Here is a 20,379-nt window from a genome sequence, read left to right on the forward strand (position 1 = left end):
AGCTATTTTTGATGGTAACACAAATTTTTCTGTTGAACTATTGTCTTCCTCAAAGCTTTAGTTCGGCTATTGGAGACAATTTATAATATCGAAACTAATGACAAAAATCAGGCATTGCCTTATTCTAATGCTTTCAACTGCTGTAATGGTGGTGATGGGACAGGTTAATGTAAATAAGGGAAATGAAGCTGCAGATATGTTTAATGACCCGAGCACGAGGGATAGAAACGCGATATCCGCTGCGGAAGCAGGCTGGTGGAAAGAATCCTTAGTGGGACAGGAGCAACGTATCAAAAAATGGAAAGAGGCTTCCTTTGGAATGTTTGTCCACTGGGGCATTTATTCACAATATGGTAATATCTGGAAGGGGAAAAGAGGAGGTGGATATGCTGAGCATCTCATGCGTGTCATGCAGATTCCCCGTCAGGAATACTTGGATTCTGCCGCGAGATTTAATCCTGTAAATTTTAATGCGGAAGAATGGGTGATGTTAGCTAAAAATGCAGGTATGAAGTACTTTATCATCACCTCCAAACATCACGATGGTTTTGCGATGTACCCGTCGCAGTATGCCAGCGCTTATTCTACCAAGAGCACTGCTTTCAAACGAGATCCAATGGCGGAACTTGCCAACGCGTGCCATAAACATGGCTTGCTATTTGGATTTTACTATTCTCATGCGTTCGATTGGGAAGATCCCAATGCGCCGGGGAATGACTGGGATTATAACAACCCGGGCGGAGATAAGCTTTTGGGTGGAGCAAACTGGTTTGACAACCACCCAGACTGGTTACCCAAAGCAAAACGTTATGTGGATGAAAAAGCTATTCCGCAAATACAAGAACTGATCCATAAATATAATCCCGATTTACTGTGGTTTGATACGCCACATAAGCTGCCGTTGTCGGAAAATTTTAGGATTCTGAAAGCTATCAGAGAAGCAGATCCTACGATTGTCGTTAACGGACGATTAGCACGTACAGGCGACAAGAATTATGGTGATTATTTAAATACCGCTGACCGGCCAGAAGAGTTCTATCCTGTTTCTAACGGGGCTTATTGGGAGGCTATCCCAACGACCAATGATTCATACGGTTATTCGTTAACAGATATGAATCATAAACCAACCGCCCATTTTATCCAGTTGTTGGCGAAAGCAACGGCTATGGGAGGGAATATTTTATTGAATATTGGTCCCAAAGGCGATGGCAGTTTCGATGAACCGGATGTGGATATTTTGAAGGGGATGGGGCTGTGGATGACAAAAAATAAAGAGAGTGTTATGGGGGTGGATCCTTCTCCCTTGCCACGTCAACAATGGGGGGTGATCACAAAAAGAAAGAGCACATTGTATCTGCATGTCTTTAATCGACCAAAAGGAGAGCTATTGACTGTAGGAGGTCTTACAGCTGGTATCAAATCCCTCTCTTTATTGTCTTCAAAGAAGAGCATTAAAGGGTATAGTTCCGACGCTGTGGGGCTTCACATCCCATTGGATCAAATAGCTGCTGACCCGGCAGATGAAGTTATTGTTGTCCAGTTAAAACAGGATATAGCTGCGCCTGAATCCAATGATCTTATTTATGTGGATGCACAGGTCACCGAAAATCGTTTATTGTCTTTCTATGCGAAACAGTATGGGGATGCGATGAAATTTGGAGATGGCAAAAGAGACCGTTATTATGTATCCGGATGGAAAAATAGCAATCAATATCTCGTATGGGATATCAATGTGTTAAAACGAGCACAGTTTAATGTTTCGGTACGCTATGTCAAGGATGTTGGAAATACTGGTGGAGATATGATTTTAAAAATAGGTGGGAAAGCATTTAATTTTTCAATTAATCCGTCATCTCCAACAAGTGGACGAGGAAATTCGATTAGACTCGGACAAATAGACTTGCCATTAGGAAAGCAATCCGTGGAACTTTGTGCAAAAAATATTGTTGGGGGAGAAACAGTGAAATTTTTGGAGGTCGTACTGACGCATGATTAAAAATAGTTTACGGGGAGGGCACCCTGATGTTGTAAATAAAAAAAGCTAATCGCAAGATTAGCTTTTTTTTGTGATCCCGCTGGGATTCGAACCCAGGACCCATACATTAAAAGTGTATTGCTCTACCAGCTGAGCTACGGAATCCTTTCTGTTTTTGAAAGTGATGCAAAGGTATAAAAATATGTGATTGTGTCAAAGAGTTTCTGTGTTTTTTATTGATATATTTTATAATCGTTTATAAATTACGTGTTTATTTTTCTTGACGATGTGGATTCCTATTTGAGATCAGTGGAATTTGATCGTAAATCGAGCGATTTTGGGTAGACCTTTTTTGGCTTTTCTGAAACAAATAACTTGTTAAAATGAAAAAGTCGGCAATTGGTGCCGACTTTTTTATATTTTGAGGAATAGGGGAGTAACATTATTCTGTCACAACGCCCATATTGCTAAATTTGTCAATTCGTTCTTTGATCAATGTATCGCTGTCTTTTGCTGTCAATTCAGCAAGATCTTTTAATAATTGTTCTTTAAGATTAGCGGCTGCTTTTGCGGGATCTTGATGAGCACCGCCTAATGGCTCGGGAATGATACCGTCTATCAGACCATTGCTTAACATATCACTGGAAGTTAGTTTCAACGCTTCGGCTGCTTTCTCTTTATGATCCCAGCTTCTCCATAGGATTGACGAGCAAGATTCTGGTGAAATAACGGAATACCACGTATGTTCCATCATATACACACGATTACCTACCCCGATACCCAAGGCTCCTCCGGAAGCACCCTCACCAATAACAACGCAGATGATAGGAACTTTAAGTACTGCCATTTCCATCAGGTTGCGTGCAATGGCTTCACCTTGTCCACGCTCTTCAGCTTCCAAACCAGGATAAGCCCCCATCGTGTCGATCAAAGTGATAACAGGCTTATTGAATTTTTCAGCCATTTTCATCAAGCGCAATGCTTTACGGTAACCTTCTGGATTGGCCATGCCAAAATTATGATATTGACGTTCTTTGGTATTTTTACCTTTCTGATGACCAATGATCATAACAGGATTACCATCGATTGAGGCCATTCCACCTACAATTGCCTTGTCATCTTTTACGGTGCGATCACCGTGCAATTCAATAAATTCATCGCAGATAGCTTCGATATAATCATAGGTCTGTGGACGATCCTGATGACGGGACATTTGAACATTCTGCCATCCAGTTAAATTGCTGTATATTTCTTTTTCCGTAGAAGCAAGTTTTTCCTCAAGTTCACGAACGGTTGCGCTCATATCAACTTGGGTTTTTTCGGCAACTTGTGTTACCTTTTCAATCTGCAATTGCAAATCTGCAATTGGCTTTTCAAAATCAAACGTGGTTTTCATATATCTATTTTATGAAAATATTCAGGGGGCTAATTTAGCGCATTTTTTCCGAAATTAAAATTTGAGCGTACAATATCATTGGAAATCCTTTGTTACATTTGCGTTATAATCTCGGTGGTGGCTTAATTTTTGATTGTAAGCCTGTGAAAAATGTTGACTTATGCTGAAAAAATACTTTTACTTTCTTTTTCTATTGATTTCGCCCATACTTGCAAGATCTGAGAGTTATCCGGAGGTCCTATTTGATAATAGTATAATCAATGGAAGCTACGCAAAAAGCATGGCGCATTACACTGGAGAGTCTTGGGTACAGAATGTGAATCATAGTCTTCCTGTTTCGGATAGCCTATTTTTCACTCCAGGGAATTCGCTTTCGCTACGTTACGTTTCATCCCCTAATGGTAAATGGGAAGCCAGTATATTAAATGATAAGCAAAAATTTCAATATATGATCGCTAAGGATGATCATTTAACCTTTAAGTTGTTTATCCAAAGTAATACCGAAAAGGGACAGTTGCCGAAAGTTGCATTGCAACAAAGCGATGTACGCAGTAATGCCTTGGATATTACCCATTACATCGAAGACTTTGCTTATGATACTTGGCTCAATGTTTCTATCCCAGTGTCAAAATTTGAGGGAATTACTATTGGAAAAGCCGTTTCCTCATTACTATTAGAACAAAATGGAACCAGCGCAACTACACATCAGCTTTTTATTGATCAAATAGAGTTCCTGCCAAGAAATTATCCAAAAGTGAAACTGTCATCGGCAGCTATTTTATCTAAAATAAGTTCCGTAGATAAACAAGTTGAACTTGTATGGCAGTTGCCATTAACCCCGAGTATCCGCTATGTGAAAATTTATAGATCAGAAGATAAACTCAATTTTCAACCAATCGCAATCTTACCGACTTATGTACAGAAGTGTCTCGACCGGGTGAATGAGTATAATAAAAAATATTATTATAAAATAGCATGGGTTGATTACAACTATGTAGAGTCCCCTTTTTCAGATGTAAAAGAAATACAGACCCAAAAAGGGACCGATGCTGAGATGCTAAATTTTATTCGGAATGCGCATGTCAATTATTTTATTGATAATTATGATGTAAACAGTGGTATGTACCTCCCTGATCGCGGAAATCGGCAGGCTGTTGTTTCAACGAATGAAACAGGTTATGCCATTTTGGGCCTACTTGTTGCTGCTGAAAATCAATTGATATCCAGGCAGGCCTTGTTATCACGGATGACACGTATGGTGAAATTCTTAGGGGCAGCACAAAATCATCAGGGTGTTTTTACTGCCTTTTACGATGGGAGATCAGGTGTACCCTTCTATCGGGATTCTGTGCCTACCTATGATATAAGAGGAACTTCCCATTTAATGGAGTCATTGTTAATCGCCCGTGAATACTTCGCAAAGGAGGATCCGGAAGAGCAATCCTTAAGGAAATCAATTACTACTTTATGGGAAAGAATAAATTGGCGTTATTTTACAGATCCAAATAATACAGATGTTCTCTGGAATAAGTGGTCACCTATAGATAGTACAGCGAGGTCACGCCCATTGGGTGGATTTAATGAGAGTCTAAGTACCTATCTGCTGGCGATGTCTTCTCCTACACATCCTTTAGCCGCTTCAGCTTACATGAATGGATTTGCAACCAAACATGGGGATGCAATGGATTTTACTGATGAGTTAAATACGCTGGCTCCCGAGATAAAAACAAAATTAAATGACTCACTTGCGCGCTCTATAAGCAACAACCCATTGATTGGTAGTGTTTGGAATGCACCTGCCTCAATCTATTCGGATGATAAGGTTATCTTCGCGAAAAGTATTGCGGGAGGAAATCTGACGGAGTCATTAATGTCTGTTTATCGGCCATTCTTAATCATGGATCCTAAGGGAAAAGTGGATAATTTTGTGGATTATAAAAAGTATCTGTCTGATTATATCCTTGCCTATAAACGGAGAGACAATGAATTGAATATCGGGACGAGATTTACGGATATCTGGGGTGTTGAGCACACTGACAATGCTTATCAGGGATATTTTGTCAATCCCGCAATTTCAATTGCTTCCTATCCATTTGAAAGAGAGATCGGTCTGAAGGCAATGCGTAAATTTTACGAAGAATATGCTGATGTGCTATTTACACAATATGGATTCAGAGCATGGATCGACCTGAAAAACAATGATGTTTCTGAGAGCTATCGGGCAAGGAATCAGGCTACAATAGCCATAATGATCGAAAATGCCAATACAGGGATGATCTGGAAATTGTATGAACGGATTCCAGAGATTAAAAAGACATTGGATACAGTCTATGTGAAGAAATAGATTTGTTACGATCCTGTATAAGGAAAAGCAGCTCCTTTTTAGAGTTTTTTCCTTATATTTACCCTGCTTAAATCGACAATAAATACGTTAAAAACGATGCTTAGAAAAATTAATTTGGGACTATTGGCCGTATGTGCAAGTTTATCATTATTTTCTTGTAAACAACAGGCTATTGTAGTTAATCCTGGGGCTGTTGTCACAAAAGATGGAACTGATGATGGTTTGAAAAATGTGAAAAAGGATTTTAATGACGCGAAAAGGACTGATGAGGGGATTAAATTCAGTATTTCATCCGATCTATTGTTCCCGACAAATTCTTCTTATCTGTCTGATAAAGCGAAGACTGAAGTAAGTAAGCTAGCCGTAATTTTGAACGAGAACAATAATAAAATTAAAGTTGATGGTTATACTGATGCGACTGGTACTGTTGAATATAATCAATGGCTTTCGGATAAACGTGCAGCATCTGTAAAGAAATTTTTGGTAGATTCGGGCGTGCAGGAGTCCCGTATTACTGCTAAGGGTTTTGGTCAGTCAAACCCTGTGGGTGATAACAAAACGCCAGATGGACGTCAAAAAAATAGAAGGGTGGAAGTGACTATCCTCGATAAAAAATAAAATTATCAGGACTTTTTCCTGAACTAAAAAGCGAGATATTTTATAAATATATCGCTTTTTTTATGCCTTATCGGAGGCATTAAGCATTCTTGTTAAAATGCGTCATGGATTTAGCTCCTATCTTCATCAGTATAATTACAGTGATCATAATATAAATTCTTAGACAATATTGGGAGAAAAAATATCCGTTGAAAGAAATGAGTTGCGTACTCCTGATTTTCGGGAGGCACTCCGGTTTTGGTTTATACTGGGCTGGATAAGTTTTGGTGGAACAACAGGGCATATTACCTTAATGCATGATTTCTTGGTGGACAAGAAAAAATGGGTAAGCAATAAGAAGTTCTTTCAAGCGCTTAATGCTTGTATGTTGCTGCCTAGACCTGAAGCGCATCAATTGACCATCTATCTTGGCTGGAAATTGCATGGTCTGAAAGGTGGGATATTAGCGGGGTTGTTCTTTATTTTACCTTCTTTGTTTATCATATTTGGACTTAGTCTGGTGTACGTCTACTTTGGTAACTCGACTATTCTTTCTGCATTATTTTCGGGTTTAAAACCCGCAGTTCTAGCGATTGTACTGTTTGCAACCTATAAAGTGGGGCAAAAATCATTATTGAGTGCATGGCATTATATCGTGGCTCTAGCGGCATTTTCACTTTCTTATTTCGTTAAAATACCTATGCCCTGGATTATTCTGGGGGTTATTGTTGGGGGCTTTATTCTTTATTTTCTAAAAACTAAAAAAGGCACCGCTATAGTTGAAAAGGAAGAAGCGAAAGATGTCGAAGAATGTTATCCTATTAATTCGTTAGAGAAAGTGCCTCCAATTTCTGTACGTAAGACTTGCATCCAATTATCTGCATTTTTCCTGTTGTGGTTGGGGCCGTTTATTTTCCTGTATGTATTTATGCCAGATGCTGCATTTTGGAAAGAGCTCTCTTTTTTGTTTACGAGATCGGCTTACTTTACCATTGGAGGGTCATATACTGTTATTCCCTATATAGCCGGTCTGGTTACGGAAAAATTTTTTTGGTTGACAAAAATGCAAATGATAGATGGTTTTGCTTTGGCCGAGACGACGCCAGGTCCGTTGGTAATCGTGTTGGCCTATGTGGGATTTATGGCTGGATTCAACCATTTCGACCATTCGTATGTCATGGCTACGGTAGGTCTGACGGCTACCGCGTATTTTACTTTTTTGCCAAATTTTGCATTGATCTTCGTTGGGGCTCCCTTGATCGAGCGGTCTCAAAAGAATACGGCAATCCAGTACGTACTTTCTTTGGTCACCGCCTCTGTGGTGGGTGTGATTGTTAATTTAGCTTTTTATTTGGGACAGGGTATTTTGCTTCCTAACGCATTCGTTGTGGCGGAATTGGATTGGAGAGCACTGCTATGGGTTGCTGTTTCAATTTTTCTATTGTTTAGATATCGGATCGGGATGTTGCAGCTTATACTTTTGAGTTTACTTTATGGCTTTTTGCTGTATCTACTGTCATAAACAAGAAAAGCCCATCGACTGATGAGCTTTCTTGTACCTAGGGCGGGAATCGAACCCGCACTCCCTTAACGGGAACAGGATTTTAAGTCCTGCGTGTCTACCAGTTCCACCACCTAGGCAGGTGAGCGAAAAACGAGATTCGAACTCGCGACCCCAACCTTGGCAAGGTTGTGCTCTACCAGCTGAGCTATTTTCGCATGGAATTTTTATTTCAATTTTAAAAAGAACCTCGTGTTCCTTTTTGGTGATGCAAATATAGAGCGAAAATTTAATATTGCAAAATATTTGTTTACTTTATTTTGTTGTTTTTTATAACTCCTTTGAATTCAGTATAGAAAAAATTAAATCGCTTTCAAATCCCCTAGACAACGCAAATTGATAGACTTTGTTCCTGACGATGAAAGAATCTTTGCTGTTTATTTCCCGAATTTTTTTGTCAATAATATTTTGCAATATAGTCTCATATTCGTCTAGGTCAATCTGCTTGAATGCAATTTTTATTAATTGTTCAGAAACCCGCTTTCCTTTTAGAGCCTGTTTGATTTTGATTTTGCCCCACCCCTTCATACGAAGCTTACCATTGCAATAGGCTATTGCGAAGCGTTCTTCATTTAAAAAGTTTTCTGCGATCAAATTTGCTATAATATTTTCGACATCCTCCTCATGTAACCCCCAACCGTAAAGTTTGTCCCGCACTTCTTGCTGGGATCTTTCCTGGTAAGCACAATAACTTTCAGCCTTTAATTGAGCCTGACGTGCTGTTAGTATCTTTTTGTTTTTTTTATCTTCCTCGAACATATTGTCAAAATTTCAAAAATAATATGAAATAACTAAAAAAATGTTCAGTTTTGATCCAATCAAAATATCAGGAGAATGTATAAAATATCGGAAATCGTCCAGATTTTACACCCTAATCGCACATTTATCACGGATCCCAATTCTTTAGTTCAGCATTTATTTTATGATAGTCGGAAGATTGTTCAGGCTGATAATGGTGTGTTTTTCGCGCTTCAGAAGAGTAGGGATGGTCATCATTATATCAAAGAGGCCTATGATAAGGGCGTGAGAAACTTTGTTCTGCAGATTGATGAGGAACAGGAACTGTTATTTCCGGATGCAAATCTGATATGGGTTTCGGACAGTCTTGAAGCTATGCAAATATTGGCGGCTTTTCATAGGCAGAAGTTTAGCTTTCCGGTTATCGGCATAACTGGCAGCAATGGGAAGACAATAATCAAGGAATGGTTATATCAACTCATGTCTCCTGAATATAAAATCTACCGCAGCCCTAAAAGTTACAATTCACAATTGGGCGTTGCACTTTCGTTATGGGGTTTATCAGACCAGTATAATCTGGCTATTATCGAAGCTGGAATTTCAGAGAAGGGGGAAATGGTGACGTTGGAAAATATGATCAAACCAACAATTGGCTTGCTAACAAATATAGGCGTGGCCCATAAAGCTGGTTTTGAGTCAAAGAACGAAAAGATCTACGAAAAGATAAACCTGTTCAAGGATGTTGAAACCATGATCTTTCCCAGCCGTTATGTAGAGGATATTCAACTGCCCTATCGACCTCGAAAGTTTTCCTGGGGATTTGATGAAGGGCTTTCATTGGAGGTTTATTCCCTCAAGCAGGTGGATGATAAGTTCACGGTAGTTACACTTTTCTATGGCGGACGGACATTTGCCATCGAGGTGCCTTTTGTCGATAAAGGAAATGTGGAAAACGCGATCAACTGTGTTGCCGTTATGTTGCGTTTTGGTTATGAAAAAGAGGTAATTGCATCGAGAATTAAGGAGCTGCAGCCTGTAGCGATGCGACTAGAACTCAAAAAAGGGAAAAAGAATAGCTCGATTATTGATGATTCCTATAGTAATGATCTGGATGCCCTGCAGATTGCGCTTGAGTTTTTAAATCAACAGGGCCAGCATCCCCGAAAAATATTGATCCTTTCCGATATACCTGGAGTAAATATAACAGATGAGAAAAGTCTGTCAAAATTGAAACGCTTACTTTCAGAATACCGTCTAGATAAACTGATCTTGATCGGGGAGATTTTGGCCCAGGTTGCTGATCAATTTGCTGTTCCATCGGTGTCTTACCCTAGTACAACAGCATTTTTGGAAGATATCAGAGCTATTCAATTGGAAGATTCTACTATTTTATTGAAAGGGGGGCGTGAATTTCATTTTGAACGAATCAGCCGGTTGTTAGTGGCGAAATCACATGATACCGTGCTTGAAATCAACCTGAATGCCATGGAGAATAACTTGAATGTCTATCGTCAATTGTTGCCAAAACATGTAAAATTGATGTCGATGGTCAAAGCATTTTCTTATGGAAGTGGAAGCTTTGAAATTGCAAACCTTTTACAGTTCAATAGAGTGGATTACCTGACTGTTGCATTTGCCGACGAAGGGGTTGATCTGAGGGGAGCAGGCATAACATTGCCAATCGTTGTGATGAGTCCGGATGAAAATACGTTTGAATCCATCGTTCAGCATAATCTTGAACCTGAGATTTATAGCTTTCGAATTCTGTCTTCTTTCTTGAATTACTTAAAAGGGAAGGGAATTGCATCCTTTCCGGTTCATATCAAAGTGGATACAGGAATGCATCGTCTTGGTTTTATGCCTGATGAAGTCGATAGACTCATTACGGAGCTAAAAGATGGTTCGATACTTCAGGTAAAATCAGCATTTTCCCATTTGGCCTCTGCTGGAAATAAAGCGGATAATACTTTCACCCAACAGCAGATTGACCTCTTGGATCAATTTACAAAGCGCCTTGAAGAAGGTCTCGGTTATTCGTTCTTAAGACATATTGCAGCAACCTCGGGCATCGAACTATGGCCGCAGGCTTATTTTGATATGGTTCGGTTGGGAATCGGACTGTATGGGATCGATGTTGAACGACATGATCTTCCGCTCAGAGAAGTCAGTAGTTTGAAGACCAATGTGACGCAAATAAAACATTTAGCTGCTGGAGAGACGGTAGGTTATAATCGGCATGGGGTATTGCTCCGGGATAGCAAAACAGCAACCATAAAAATTGGTTATGCAGATGGTTATGACAGACGTTTTGGCAATGGTGTAGGTAAGATGATGGTCAATGGCTGTCTTGTACCGACGATCGGAGATATTTGCATGGACATGTGTATGCTTGATGTTACGGATATCGAAGTCGCCGAGGAAGACGAGGTAATTGTTTACCCCGATATTAAGCTTGCTGCGAAATCTATCGGAACTATTCCTTATGAACTGTTGACGAGTATCTCGCAACGGGTAAAAAGAGTATATTTTTATGAATAATAAAGGATATTCTGCATTTTTGTATAAATATATTTTGATTTTCTAACTCATGCTGGGCAAATTATTCAGGGGATTTATTAATTATCTAATTCGAGGTATTCTCGTTGTTGTGCCTTTGGCTGGTGCTGTCTTTCTGATCGTATGGATTTTTGCGTCGATAGACTCTGCGCTGAATCTGACAGAACATTTTTTTCAGGATGAAAAAGGGCATCCGCTATATATTCCCGGAATCGGAATCTTGACTGTAATTCTTATTCTTGTTCTTGCGGGGGTGATATTTACGAATTTTGTAACTGACCCGATTAAAGTGTGGATTAATCATCAGATCAAAAGAATACCGCTTTTGAATACCTTGTATACTTCGATAAAGGATTTTACCGAAGCATTTGTGGGTGATGCGAAAAAATTCAATGAACCCGTGCTGGTAACTGTAAACGAGTTCGGACTAAAAAAGATAGGGTTCCTGACACAACATGATCTAAAAAGTATTGGTTTGGAAGATGAGGTGATGGTTTATTTTCCCTATTCTTATTCTTTTGCCGGTCAGGTTGTTATCATCAGTGCGGATAAGGTAAAAAAGCTGGATATGTCACCTACCGATGCGATGAAACTTGTTGTTTCTGGTGGTGTCAGTGGGATAGCGCATTAGAACATTAACGAAGTAGAGTGTAACGAAAAAAGAATCTATACAGAAAGTAGAAGCACTCTCCATTGAAAATTTGAAAAAGGTACATTGGAGGGGTATGAACAAAATAAAAAAATAGGGGTATCTGAACTTTTTAGATACCCCTATTTTTATGTCATTCAGCCAAGCTTTGTACTGTTTTTAAGTTTTCTTTTGTCCTAAAGTCGGATTTACTGGCGGAATGGGAATATAGCCATCATCTCCGGGAACTTCAGGGAATTCGTGTTGCTCCCATTTTGCTCTGGCGATTTTGAGGGTCTCAATGTCCGAAGCAACAAAATTCCAGTCGATATAGCGTTGTTCGGGGAAAGGTTCACCACCAAAGATGTACACTGAGGTGCCGGCTTTGATTTCGAATTCACATAATTTGGCATCCTTTGCAACCAGAATTTGTTTTGGGCCAAATTCTTGGCCTTCTGCATGTACCGAGCCATGAAGAATGTACAATCCGCTTTCTCCGTAGAGATGTTCACCTAGCTTAATAAGAGAGTCTTTGTCAGCTTTAATTTCAATAAGATATAAGGGACTGTATACGGGTACTTCCGAACGATGATTGTTAATCTCACCTGCAATCAGACGATAGTTTACACCGTCTTCGCTCCAATGGGGAAGTTGAGGTTCTTCAATGTGAACAAAATTTGGTTCCATCTTTTCCAGATCCTTTGGTAATGCGACCCAGATCTGTAAACCATGTAGTTCATGAGTGATAGACCTTAGGTAGTCCGGAGTTCGTTCGGAATGTGTTACCCCTTTTCCGGCTGTCATCCAGTTTACCGCTCCCGGTTTTATTTCGACCTCGTTTCCTAGACTGTCGCGGTGCATAATGCTCCCTTCGAAGAGGTAAGTTAATGTTGATAGTCCAATATGAGGATGTGGAGCAATATCCATGAACTGAGGCTCGGAGATCGTTTCAGGCCCCATATGGTCAATAAATATAAACGGACCGACCATCCTTTTTTGTCTGAATGGAAGTAGTCTTCCCACCAAGAAATTACCTATGTCTGCGGCTCTTTCTTCAATAACTATTGCAATATTTGACATAATGTTTCCTTATTTTTGTGTATCTAATCTATAGCAATTTAAGAAATGTCAGGTATAATTGATCGCATTCTGCGTAAAAAGTCTGTAAGAAATGAAGAGGCATTAGCACTGTCCGATAGATTGTCATTTGGTAACAGTCAAATAGATCATTTTCTAATGGAAAAGATCTTAGCGGAAGAAGCTGTGGTGGAACCGGAATATCGGATATTTCAAAAAAAAATGTTGCTATTGGAGCTCGGGACCTACCAGGAAATAGAGGTCGAGCTGGGTTTGTTAAACCAATATTTCGAAATCGTCAATAGGTTAATGCCTGCCGGTTTCTCACTGAAATGGGAAAACCGTTTCCAATCGGAAAATGAGCTGATGATACCTCCGCTTCTATTATTTCCGATGGTGCAAAATGCAGTTGCAAACGGATATAATAGCATGTCTTCACATCCTATCCGAATCCGTCTCTCGGGATCTCCCAAAATAATGCTATTTGAGGTAAGTCATCGTATGAATCATTACCTGAACGGTCAATTTGAGAATACCCTAATGGCAGATTTCCAGAACAGATTGGAATATCTTTTCCCAGAACGACATAGTTTGCTATTGAACAGCAATAGCAATACCTGTCGCGCTACACTCACAATTCACTTCTAAATAACACCAAAATGTTTTAAGGCATTCCAGATGCCGTTGCTATCCACATCGTCAGTAATATAATCTGCAATTTCCTTTACTTCGGGATTCGCATTTCCCATGGCGATACCAACCTGTGTATGGGCGAGCATGGTAATATCATTTCCCCCATCACCAAAGGACATGGTTTCCGAAAGTTCGATGCCAAAATGTTCTAAAAAAACATCAATACCAACTTTTTTACTTTGGCCCATTGGGTTTACATCTGCAAAAACGGATGTCCATCGTGATGCAACCGAATTGGGCATAACGTTTTCCATAAATTCAGCCTCTTCCTCCGGATTGATAAAAACATTGATCTGCATGACAGATTCCAGATCAAAGTTGTCTTCGTAATTACGTATAGGCGGCGTCTTTACATTGACTTGTTGATACATTTTTAGTACTTCGGGCGTGACCTGATTTAGGGAAATTTCTTTTTCGGACATAAATGAAAAAGTAAGCTTAGGATGATGCTTCGCATAATCCAGTAATGAACGAATATCCGTTTGGACAATGTTATTTTTATAGATAACCTGTTCATCTTTAGTGACACAATAACCACCATTAAATGTTATAAAACCATCGAAATCAAGATAGCGGATATGTCCCAATTGATTAAAGGAACGACCGGTCGAAACGAAAACTTTTATGTTTTTCTCTTTTAGAAATTGAAATGCCTGTTGTGTGGATTCGGGGACCTGATGAGTTTTGAAACTTAACAATGTCCCATCTATATCAAAAAAAATCGCTTTAATCATAGAAATTGGAGTCAAGTTCAAATATAGTAAATAAAGGGATAGTGTAACAGGTACAATATTAAATAGCTGTTAATACTTTTCGCAAAAATCTGACATAATCTTCCCTAAGAATTTCGTAAATTTCAAGTTCAAATAAATGTAAATTTGATTACATTTAACGTATTGTATTAAAGAGGTTTAGAAATTTATGTATATTATTTTCGATACAGAGACAACGGGTTTGCCGAAGCGTTGGGACGCGCCAATTACGGACACGGATAATTGGCCGCGTTGTATCCAGTTGGCATGGCAGATCCACGATGAGATGGGAAATTTGGTCGAACATCAGGATTTTTTGATTAAACCTGATGGATTTGATATACCCTATGACTCTGAAAAAATACACGGTATATCTACCGCATTGGCTGAAGAACAGGGGGTGCCACTACAGATTGCCCTGGAAAAATTCAATACAGCGTTAAATAAAGCGAAATTTGTTGTGGGACAGAACATCGGTTTTGACCTCAATATCATGGGCTGTGAGTTTTATCGTTATGGTGTGGATTCTAAAATGGCGAGCATGCCTGTTTTGGATACCTGTACCGAAGTGACTGCGGATCTGTTGAAAATTCCTGGTGGACGTGGTGGTCGGTATAAACTGCCTAATTTGACCGAATTACACTCCTATTTGTTTGGAGTTCCGTTTGCTGAGGCCCATAATGCCACTGCCGACGTTGAAGCGACAACACGTTGTTTTCTGGAATTGGTCAGACGAGAGGTGTTTACGGCAGAAGAACTTCAGGTAGATACTGGTTACTTTGTTGATTTCAAAACAAATAATCCTGGTCCCGTTCCTACTGCAGGGCTTAAACACATTAATTTAAAGGCAGCTTCTGATGAGATCAGAAAACGGGCTGAACCGGATGATGTTCGTGTTGTTGTAGATGCAGATACATTATCGGCACTTAAAGAAGCGAAATTCGCACATTTACATAACCATTCGCAGTTTTCTATCCTACAATCGACGATGTCGTATGACAAGTTGGTTTCTGCTGCGGTAAAGGATAATATGCCTGCTGTTGCGCTTACCGATCACGGTAATATGATGGGGGCATTTGAATTCGTTTCCAGAGTCATTGGACATAATAAGGAGGTGGAAGCAAAGAATGCGGAAGCGCTGGAAAATGGGGAGGAACCTACTGGTCAGCTCCTAAAACCAATAGTAGGTTGTGAATTCTTTGTCTGTGAAGATCATAAAGATAAATCCAGAAAGGATAATGGTTATCAGGTTGTTTTGTTGGCGAAGAATAAACGCGGTTATCATAATCTAGCCAAGTTAGCGTCTTTCGCCTATACTGCCGGATTCTATTATGTGCCCCGCATAGATAAAAATCTTATTCTACAATATAAGGAAGATATCATTGTGCTTTCGGGAAATCTTCAAGGGGAAGTGCCCAGTAAAGTGCTTAATATCGGTGAAAACCAGGCGGAGGAAGCTTTGCAATGGTGGAAGGAGCATTTTGGGGAAGATTTCTATCTGGAGTTAATGCGACATGGACAGGAAGATGAGGATCGGGTAAACCAGACCTTACTTAAGTTTGCCCGTAAATACGATGTTAAAGTTGTTGCCACCAACAATACTTATTACGAAAAGAAAGGAGATGCACACGCCCATGATATCCTTTTATGTGTAAAGGATGGCGAGAAGCTTTCTACACCTAAAGGTAGGGGGCGGGGGTTCCGCTTCGGATTGCCAAATCAGGAGTATTATTTTAAATCTTCTGATGAAATGAAAACCTTATTCAAGGATTTGCCTGAAGCGATTCTTAATATACAGGAGATCTTAGATAAGGTGGAGATCTTCAAATTGAACAGGGATGTCCTATTACCAAAATTTGATATACCAGAAGAATTTCAGGTTGCCGAGGACAATGAAGATGGTGGAAAAAGAGGGGAGAATAAATATCTTGCCCATTTATGCTATGTTGGTGCAGAGAAACGTTACGAAGAGATAACGGATGATATTCGGGAACGTCTGGATTTTGAATTGGCAACAATTGAAAAAACAGGATATCCCGGATATTTTTTGATTGTACAGGATTTTATTGCTGCAGCGCGTGATATGGGTGTTTCGGTGGGGCCGGGCCGGGGATCTGCGGCTGGGTCAGCTGTTGCGTATTGCCTCGGCATCACGAATATTGATCCCATAAAATACGATTTGCTATTTGAGCGTTTTCTAAATCCCGATCGTGTTTCCATGCCCGATATTGATATTGACTTTGATGATGAGGGGCGTGGACGGGTCATGCAGTATGTAATCAATAAATATGGCGCCAGCCAGGTGGCTCAGATCATTACTTATGGTACAATGGCCGCCAAGTCTTCGATTAAAGATACCGCCCGTGTGCTGGATTTGCCTTTGGGAGATGCAAATGAAATTGCCAAATTGATTCCAAATCTGAAGTTATCCAAAATATTTACATTGGATGATGCTGGTCTAAAGGAGAAGTTAAGAACAGAAGAGATCGAGGCCGTCAATCGCTTAAAGTCAATCGCTGATGGCGCCGGACTCGAAGCCGAAACGATTCGTCAGGCACGGGTATTGGAAGGGTCTGTCCGGAATACAGGTATTCATGCCTGTGGTGTGATTATTACGCCGGATGATATTACCAATTTCGTCCCTGTCTCCCTGGCAAAGGATTCCGATCTGTATGTGACCCAGTTTGATAACCACGTCGTTGAAAGTGCTGGTCTATTGAAAATGGACTTTTTGGGATTGAAGACCCTGACACTTATCAAGGATACTGTTGAGAATGTTAAATTAAGTCATGGTATAGTTTTAGATCCCGACAAATTTCCGATAGACGACGTATTGACCTATGAGCTTTTCCAGCGCGGAGAGACAATCGGTGTATTCCAGTATGAATCTCCGGGGATGCAAAAGTATATGCGCGATCTGAAGCCTACGGTATTCGCCGATTTAATTGCGATGAATGCTTTATACCGTCCGGGGCCAATAGAGTATATCCCGAGTTTTATTAAGCGTAAACATGGAATTGACCCCATTGTCTACGATTTGGATGCTTGTGAGGAGTATTTGAAGGAAACTTACGGGATTACGGTGTATCAGGAACAGGTAATGCTTTTATCCCAAAAGCTGGCGGGTTTTTCCAAAGGTGATGCTGATGTTTTGCGTAAAGCGATGGGTAAAAAACAAAAGGCTGTACTTGATAAGATGAAGCCTAAGTTTGTTGCACAGGCGGAGGAAAAAGGACATAATGCGAAAGTACTGGAGAAAATCTGGACTGACTGGGAAGCTTTTGCCAGTTATGCGTTCAATAAATCACACTCCACCTGTTATGCATGGGTAGCTTATCAGACAGCTTATCTAAAGGCGCATTTCCCTGCAGAGTACATGGCGGCAGTGCTTTCGAATAACATGAATGATATCAAGCAGGTTACATTCTTTATGGAGGAATGTAAGCGTATGGGGTTGGAGGTGCTTGGTCCTGATGTGAACGAGTCTTACTATAAATTTACGGTAAATGAACGTGGAGCGATTCGATTTGGTATCGGTGCCGTTAAAGGTGTAGGTGCAGGTGCTGTAGATGCTATTGTGCAAACGAGACAATCTGGATTGTATAAATCTGTTTTTGATATGGCCAAGCGTATAGATTTACGTGCGGTCAATAAAAAAGCTTTTGAGAGTTTGGCTTACGCCGGTGGTTTTGATAGTTTTGAAAGTACCCATCGTGCGCAGTATTTCCATACCGAGGATAATTCAACAGGTATGGAGAAAGCAATCCGATTTGCGCAACGCTATAAAGAAAATGAAAACTCTGCACAGGCCAGCTTATTTGGTGCTGGTGAAGCTGCCGAACTACCGGAACCTGTATTAACACCTTGTCCACAATGGGGATTGATCGAGAAGCTTAAATACGAAAAAGATGTCATCGGTATATACCTGACAAGTCATCCGTTAGATACTTATCGGTTTGAGATCGAACATTTCTGTCATAATCCAGTGTCTGATCTCTCCCTGATTAACAAAGCAAAAGCTGCTGAAGTAGATGAAGAGACATTACTCGAATTTAATCGTATCAAGAACAAAGAATTGGTTATTGGTGGGATTATAGCTTCGGCAAACCACCGTCTGACTAAAAACGGTAAGCCATTTGCATCTTTTATTATTGAGGATTATAGCGATTCTTACGATATGGCGGTGTTTGGTGAAGAGTATGTGAAATTAAAGGGGTATTTACAAGAGGGTTATTTCGTTCAATTGCGCGGATTGGTTCAGGAGCGTTTTAGACAGGTCGGAAACTGGGGTTTCGAATTAAGAAGTGTACAGTTGCTTTCTGAGCTCCGAGAAAAGATGGCGAAGAGTTTTACAATTAATATTCCTCTGCCGAAGTTGAATGAAGAATTCTTAGATGGCATTAAAGATATCTTGGCGCAGAACGAGATTGAAGGCGTTGTGCCAAATTGTCAATTGAAATTTAAAATCTGGGATCCTCAGGACGAAATCTCTGTCGAAATGCCAGCTAAAAGTCTGAAAATAAACCTCACAAATGAGTTTTTGGACTGTATAGATAAGTTTGAAGGGATTAATTACCGTTTGAACTAATCTGGATTAGATTTTGTGTAATTAAGATTACAATTACATTGACAGTTGTTACTATCTTTGTTTATTGATTTTAGCAATTAAGTAGTATCATAAATATAACTTCGGTTTATAAAATTAAAAAGATTAAGATTATGGCATTAGAAATTACAGATAGCAACTTTGAAGAAGTTGTTTTGAAAGCGGACAAACCCGTATTAATTGATTTTTGGGCAGAATGGTGTGGTCCTTGTCGTATGGTTGGTCCTGTTGTTGAAGAATTAGCTAAAGATTACGAAGGTAAGGCTGTGATAGGAAAAGTAAACGTAGATGAAAATCCAGAGATTTCAGTTCGTTATGGTATCCGCAATATCCCTGCTTTATTGTTCTTCAAAAATGGAGAAATTGTAGATAAGCAAATTGGAGCAGTTCCAAAGTCTGTTTTAAATGAGAAATTAGAGAAGCAATTAGCATAATAATTGTTGTTTTAACGTAAAGGATCTGGAATATTTTTATTTCAGGTCTTTTTTTTGTCTTGTCTTTTGTTTTTATGCTATTAAAGTTTGTTTTTTATGTGTATTTATTGTGTTTTGTTGACTTTTGCTTGTTTTTAGTGGTGTTATTTTTATTTTTTCTATTGTATTTTGATATTTTATGTGTTTTTATCAAAATAAAATTGATTTTATTTTGATAAATGGATAATTTTTGCTTCTTTTGAATATGAAAACGAGATAAAAATGAATGTTTTATTGGTTTATTTGTTTTGTTTTTGGTTTTTTATTGATATTTTGATTTAAATAAAGATTTTCCCTTTCAAATACCCTAGATTATGCCTCGCGTTGTTCTCAGCAGCGCGAGTTTTTTGTTTTAAGCAGGTAAGGTAAGGTAAGGTAAGGTAAGGTAAGGTAAGGTAAGGTAAGGTAAGGTAAGGTAAGGTAAGGTAAGGTAAGGTAAGGTAAGGTAAGGTAAGGTAAGAGACAAATAAAAAGCGGCTATCTATTAAATAGCCGCTTTTGTATGTTGTACCAAATAATATAAAATTATTCAGCGATTACTTCGAAAGGAACTTGAACTTTAACTTCTTTGTGTAAGTTTAAGTTAGCGATATATTCACCTATTTCTTTAGGTTCAACTTCGAATGTAATACGACGACGATCTACATCAAAACCTTTTGCTTTCAACGCATCAGCAATTTGAATGCTATTTACTTTACCGAAGATTTTGCCAGATTCACCTGCTTTAGCACCAATCGAAAGTTTTACAGCTTCCAATTTACCAGCTAATTCAGTAGCGTCTTTTTTGATTTTCTCTTGTTTGAACTGAGCTTGTTTGATGTTCTCAGCTAAAACTTTCTTTGCAGATTCAGTCGCTTGAATAGCAAATCCTTGAGGGATTAAGTAGTTACGACCGAAACCTGGTTTTACATTAACGATATCGTTTTGCTCACCTAAGCCTTTGATATCTTGTTTTAAAATTACTTCCATTTTCTATCGTCCTC

General features: G+C 39.4%; 14 protein-coding genes and 3 tRNA genes. 9 read left to right on the forward strand and 8 right to left on the reverse strand.

The window, feature by feature from the left end:
- The first annotated feature begins 97 nt into the window (after positions 1 to 97).
- Positions 98 to 1,996 carry an alpha-L-fucosidase gene (locus tag LC454_RS24990; protein WP_223585164.1) on the forward strand — a complete coding sequence of 633 codons (1,899 nt, stop codon included), beginning with the start codon at positions 98 to 100 and terminating at the stop codon, positions 1,994 to 1,996.
- Between the two features lie 71 nt (positions 1,997 to 2,067).
- Here LC454_RS24990 and LC454_RS24995 read toward each other — a convergent pair.
- Both LC454_RS24995 and LC454_RS25000 read right to left on the reverse strand, forming a co-directional pair.
- Positions 2,068 to 2,140, reverse strand: a tRNA-Lys gene (locus LC454_RS24995).
- A 277-nt stretch (positions 2,141 to 2,417) separates the two neighbouring features.
- Positions 2,418 to 3,371, reverse strand: coding sequence for an acetyl-CoA carboxylase carboxyltransferase subunit alpha (locus LC454_RS25000; protein ID WP_120259503.1), 954 nt, complete (start codon positions 3,369 to 3,371; stop codon positions 2,418 to 2,420).
- 160 nt (positions 3,372 to 3,531) lie between these two features.
- On the opposite strand from LC454_RS25000, the gene LC454_RS25005 reads away from it, so the two are divergent.
- The 3 genes from LC454_RS25005 to chrA all read left to right on the forward strand — a co-directional run bounded on the left by LC454_RS25005 (position 3,532) and on the right by chrA (position 7,834).
- Positions 3,532 to 5,715, forward strand: coding sequence for a glucoamylase family protein (locus LC454_RS25005; RefSeq protein WP_223585165.1), 2,184 nt, complete (start codon positions 3,532 to 3,534; stop codon positions 5,713 to 5,715).
- A 96-nt stretch (positions 5,716 to 5,811) separates the two neighbouring features.
- A complete protein-coding gene (locus LC454_RS25010; RefSeq protein WP_120259505.1) occupies positions 5,812 to 6,333 on the forward strand; it encodes an OmpA family protein in 522 nt (173 codons plus the stop codon).
- Between the two features lie 169 nt (positions 6,334 to 6,502).
- Positions 6,503 to 7,834 (forward strand): chromate efflux transporter, encoded by a 1,332-nt coding sequence (chrA, locus tag LC454_RS25015; protein ID WP_223585166.1) that lies wholly within the window; start codon positions 6,503 to 6,505, stop codon positions 7,832 to 7,834.
- Positions 7,835 to 7,868: 34 nt separating this feature from the next.
- Here chrA and LC454_RS25020 read toward each other — a convergent pair.
- The 3 genes from LC454_RS25020 to LC454_RS25030 form a co-directional block, all read right to left on the reverse strand.
- Positions 7,869 to 7,953, reverse strand: a tRNA-Leu gene (locus tag LC454_RS25020).
- 5 nt (positions 7,954 to 7,958) lie between these two features.
- Positions 7,959 to 8,031: transfer RNA gene (locus tag LC454_RS25025), tRNA-Gly, on the reverse strand.
- Between the two features lie 112 nt (positions 8,032 to 8,143).
- Entirely contained in the window at positions 8,144 to 8,632 is a 489-nt protein-coding gene (locus LC454_RS25030) for a regulatory protein RecX (protein ID WP_223585167.1), read from the reverse strand.
- Positions 8,633 to 8,707: 75 nt separating this feature from the next.
- Here LC454_RS25030 and LC454_RS25035 point away from each other — a divergent pair, with 75 nt between their 5' ends.
- Positions 8,708 to 11,149, forward strand: coding sequence for a bifunctional UDP-N-acetylmuramoyl-tripeptide:D-alanyl-D-alanine ligase/alanine racemase (locus LC454_RS25035; protein WP_223585168.1), 2,442 nt, complete (start codon positions 8,708 to 8,710; stop codon positions 11,147 to 11,149).
- Between the two features lie 49 nt (positions 11,150 to 11,198).
- Positions 11,199 to 11,798, forward strand: coding sequence for a DUF502 domain-containing protein (locus LC454_RS25040; RefSeq protein WP_223585169.1), 600 nt, complete (start codon positions 11,199 to 11,201; stop codon positions 11,796 to 11,798).
- A 177-nt stretch (positions 11,799 to 11,975) separates the two neighbouring features.
- Here the strand turns inward: LC454_RS25040 and LC454_RS25045 are convergent, their stop codons facing one another.
- Positions 11,976 to 12,875, reverse strand: a complete 900-nt coding sequence (locus LC454_RS25045) for a pirin family protein (protein WP_223585170.1) — start codon at positions 12,873 to 12,875, stop codon at positions 11,976 to 11,978.
- Positions 12,876 to 12,920: 45 nt separating this feature from the next.
- Here LC454_RS25045 and LC454_RS25050 point away from each other — a divergent pair, with 45 nt between their 5' ends.
- Complete coding sequence (locus tag LC454_RS25050; RefSeq protein ID WP_223585171.1) at positions 12,921 to 13,520, forward strand: hypothetical protein; 600 nt, start codon at positions 12,921 to 12,923, stop codon at positions 13,518 to 13,520.
- Here the strand turns inward: LC454_RS25050 and LC454_RS25055 are convergent.
- Positions 13,517 to 14,299, reverse strand: a complete 783-nt coding sequence (locus LC454_RS25055) for a Cof-type HAD-IIB family hydrolase (protein WP_223585172.1) — start codon at positions 14,297 to 14,299, stop codon at positions 13,517 to 13,519. The genes LC454_RS25050 and LC454_RS25055 overlap by 4 nt on opposite strands.
- Before the next feature lie 187 nt (positions 14,300 to 14,486).
- Here LC454_RS25055 and dnaE point away from each other — a divergent pair, with 187 nt between their 5' ends.
- Positions 14,487 to 18,905, forward strand: coding sequence for a DNA polymerase III subunit alpha (gene dnaE / locus LC454_RS25060; protein ID WP_223585173.1), 4,419 nt, complete (start codon positions 14,487 to 14,489; stop codon positions 18,903 to 18,905).
- 131 nt (positions 18,906 to 19,036) lie between these two features.
- On the forward strand, positions 19,037 to 19,357 hold the full coding sequence (gene trxA / locus LC454_RS25065; protein ID WP_104385830.1) for a thioredoxin: 321 nt from the start codon (positions 19,037 to 19,039) through the stop codon (positions 19,355 to 19,357).
- A 564-nt stretch (positions 19,358 to 19,921) separates the two neighbouring features.
- Here trxA and rplI read toward each other — a convergent pair.
- Positions 19,922 to 20,365, reverse strand: a complete 444-nt coding sequence (gene rplI / locus LC454_RS25070) for a 50S ribosomal protein L9 (RefSeq protein WP_223585174.1) — start codon at positions 20,363 to 20,365, stop codon at positions 19,922 to 19,924.
- Positions 20,366 to 20,379: the final 14 nt, after the last annotated feature.

The organism is Sphingobacterium sp. GVS05A, assembly GCF_019969845.1.
Lineage (GTDB): Bacteria > Bacteroidota > Bacteroidia > Sphingobacteriales > Sphingobacteriaceae > Sphingobacterium.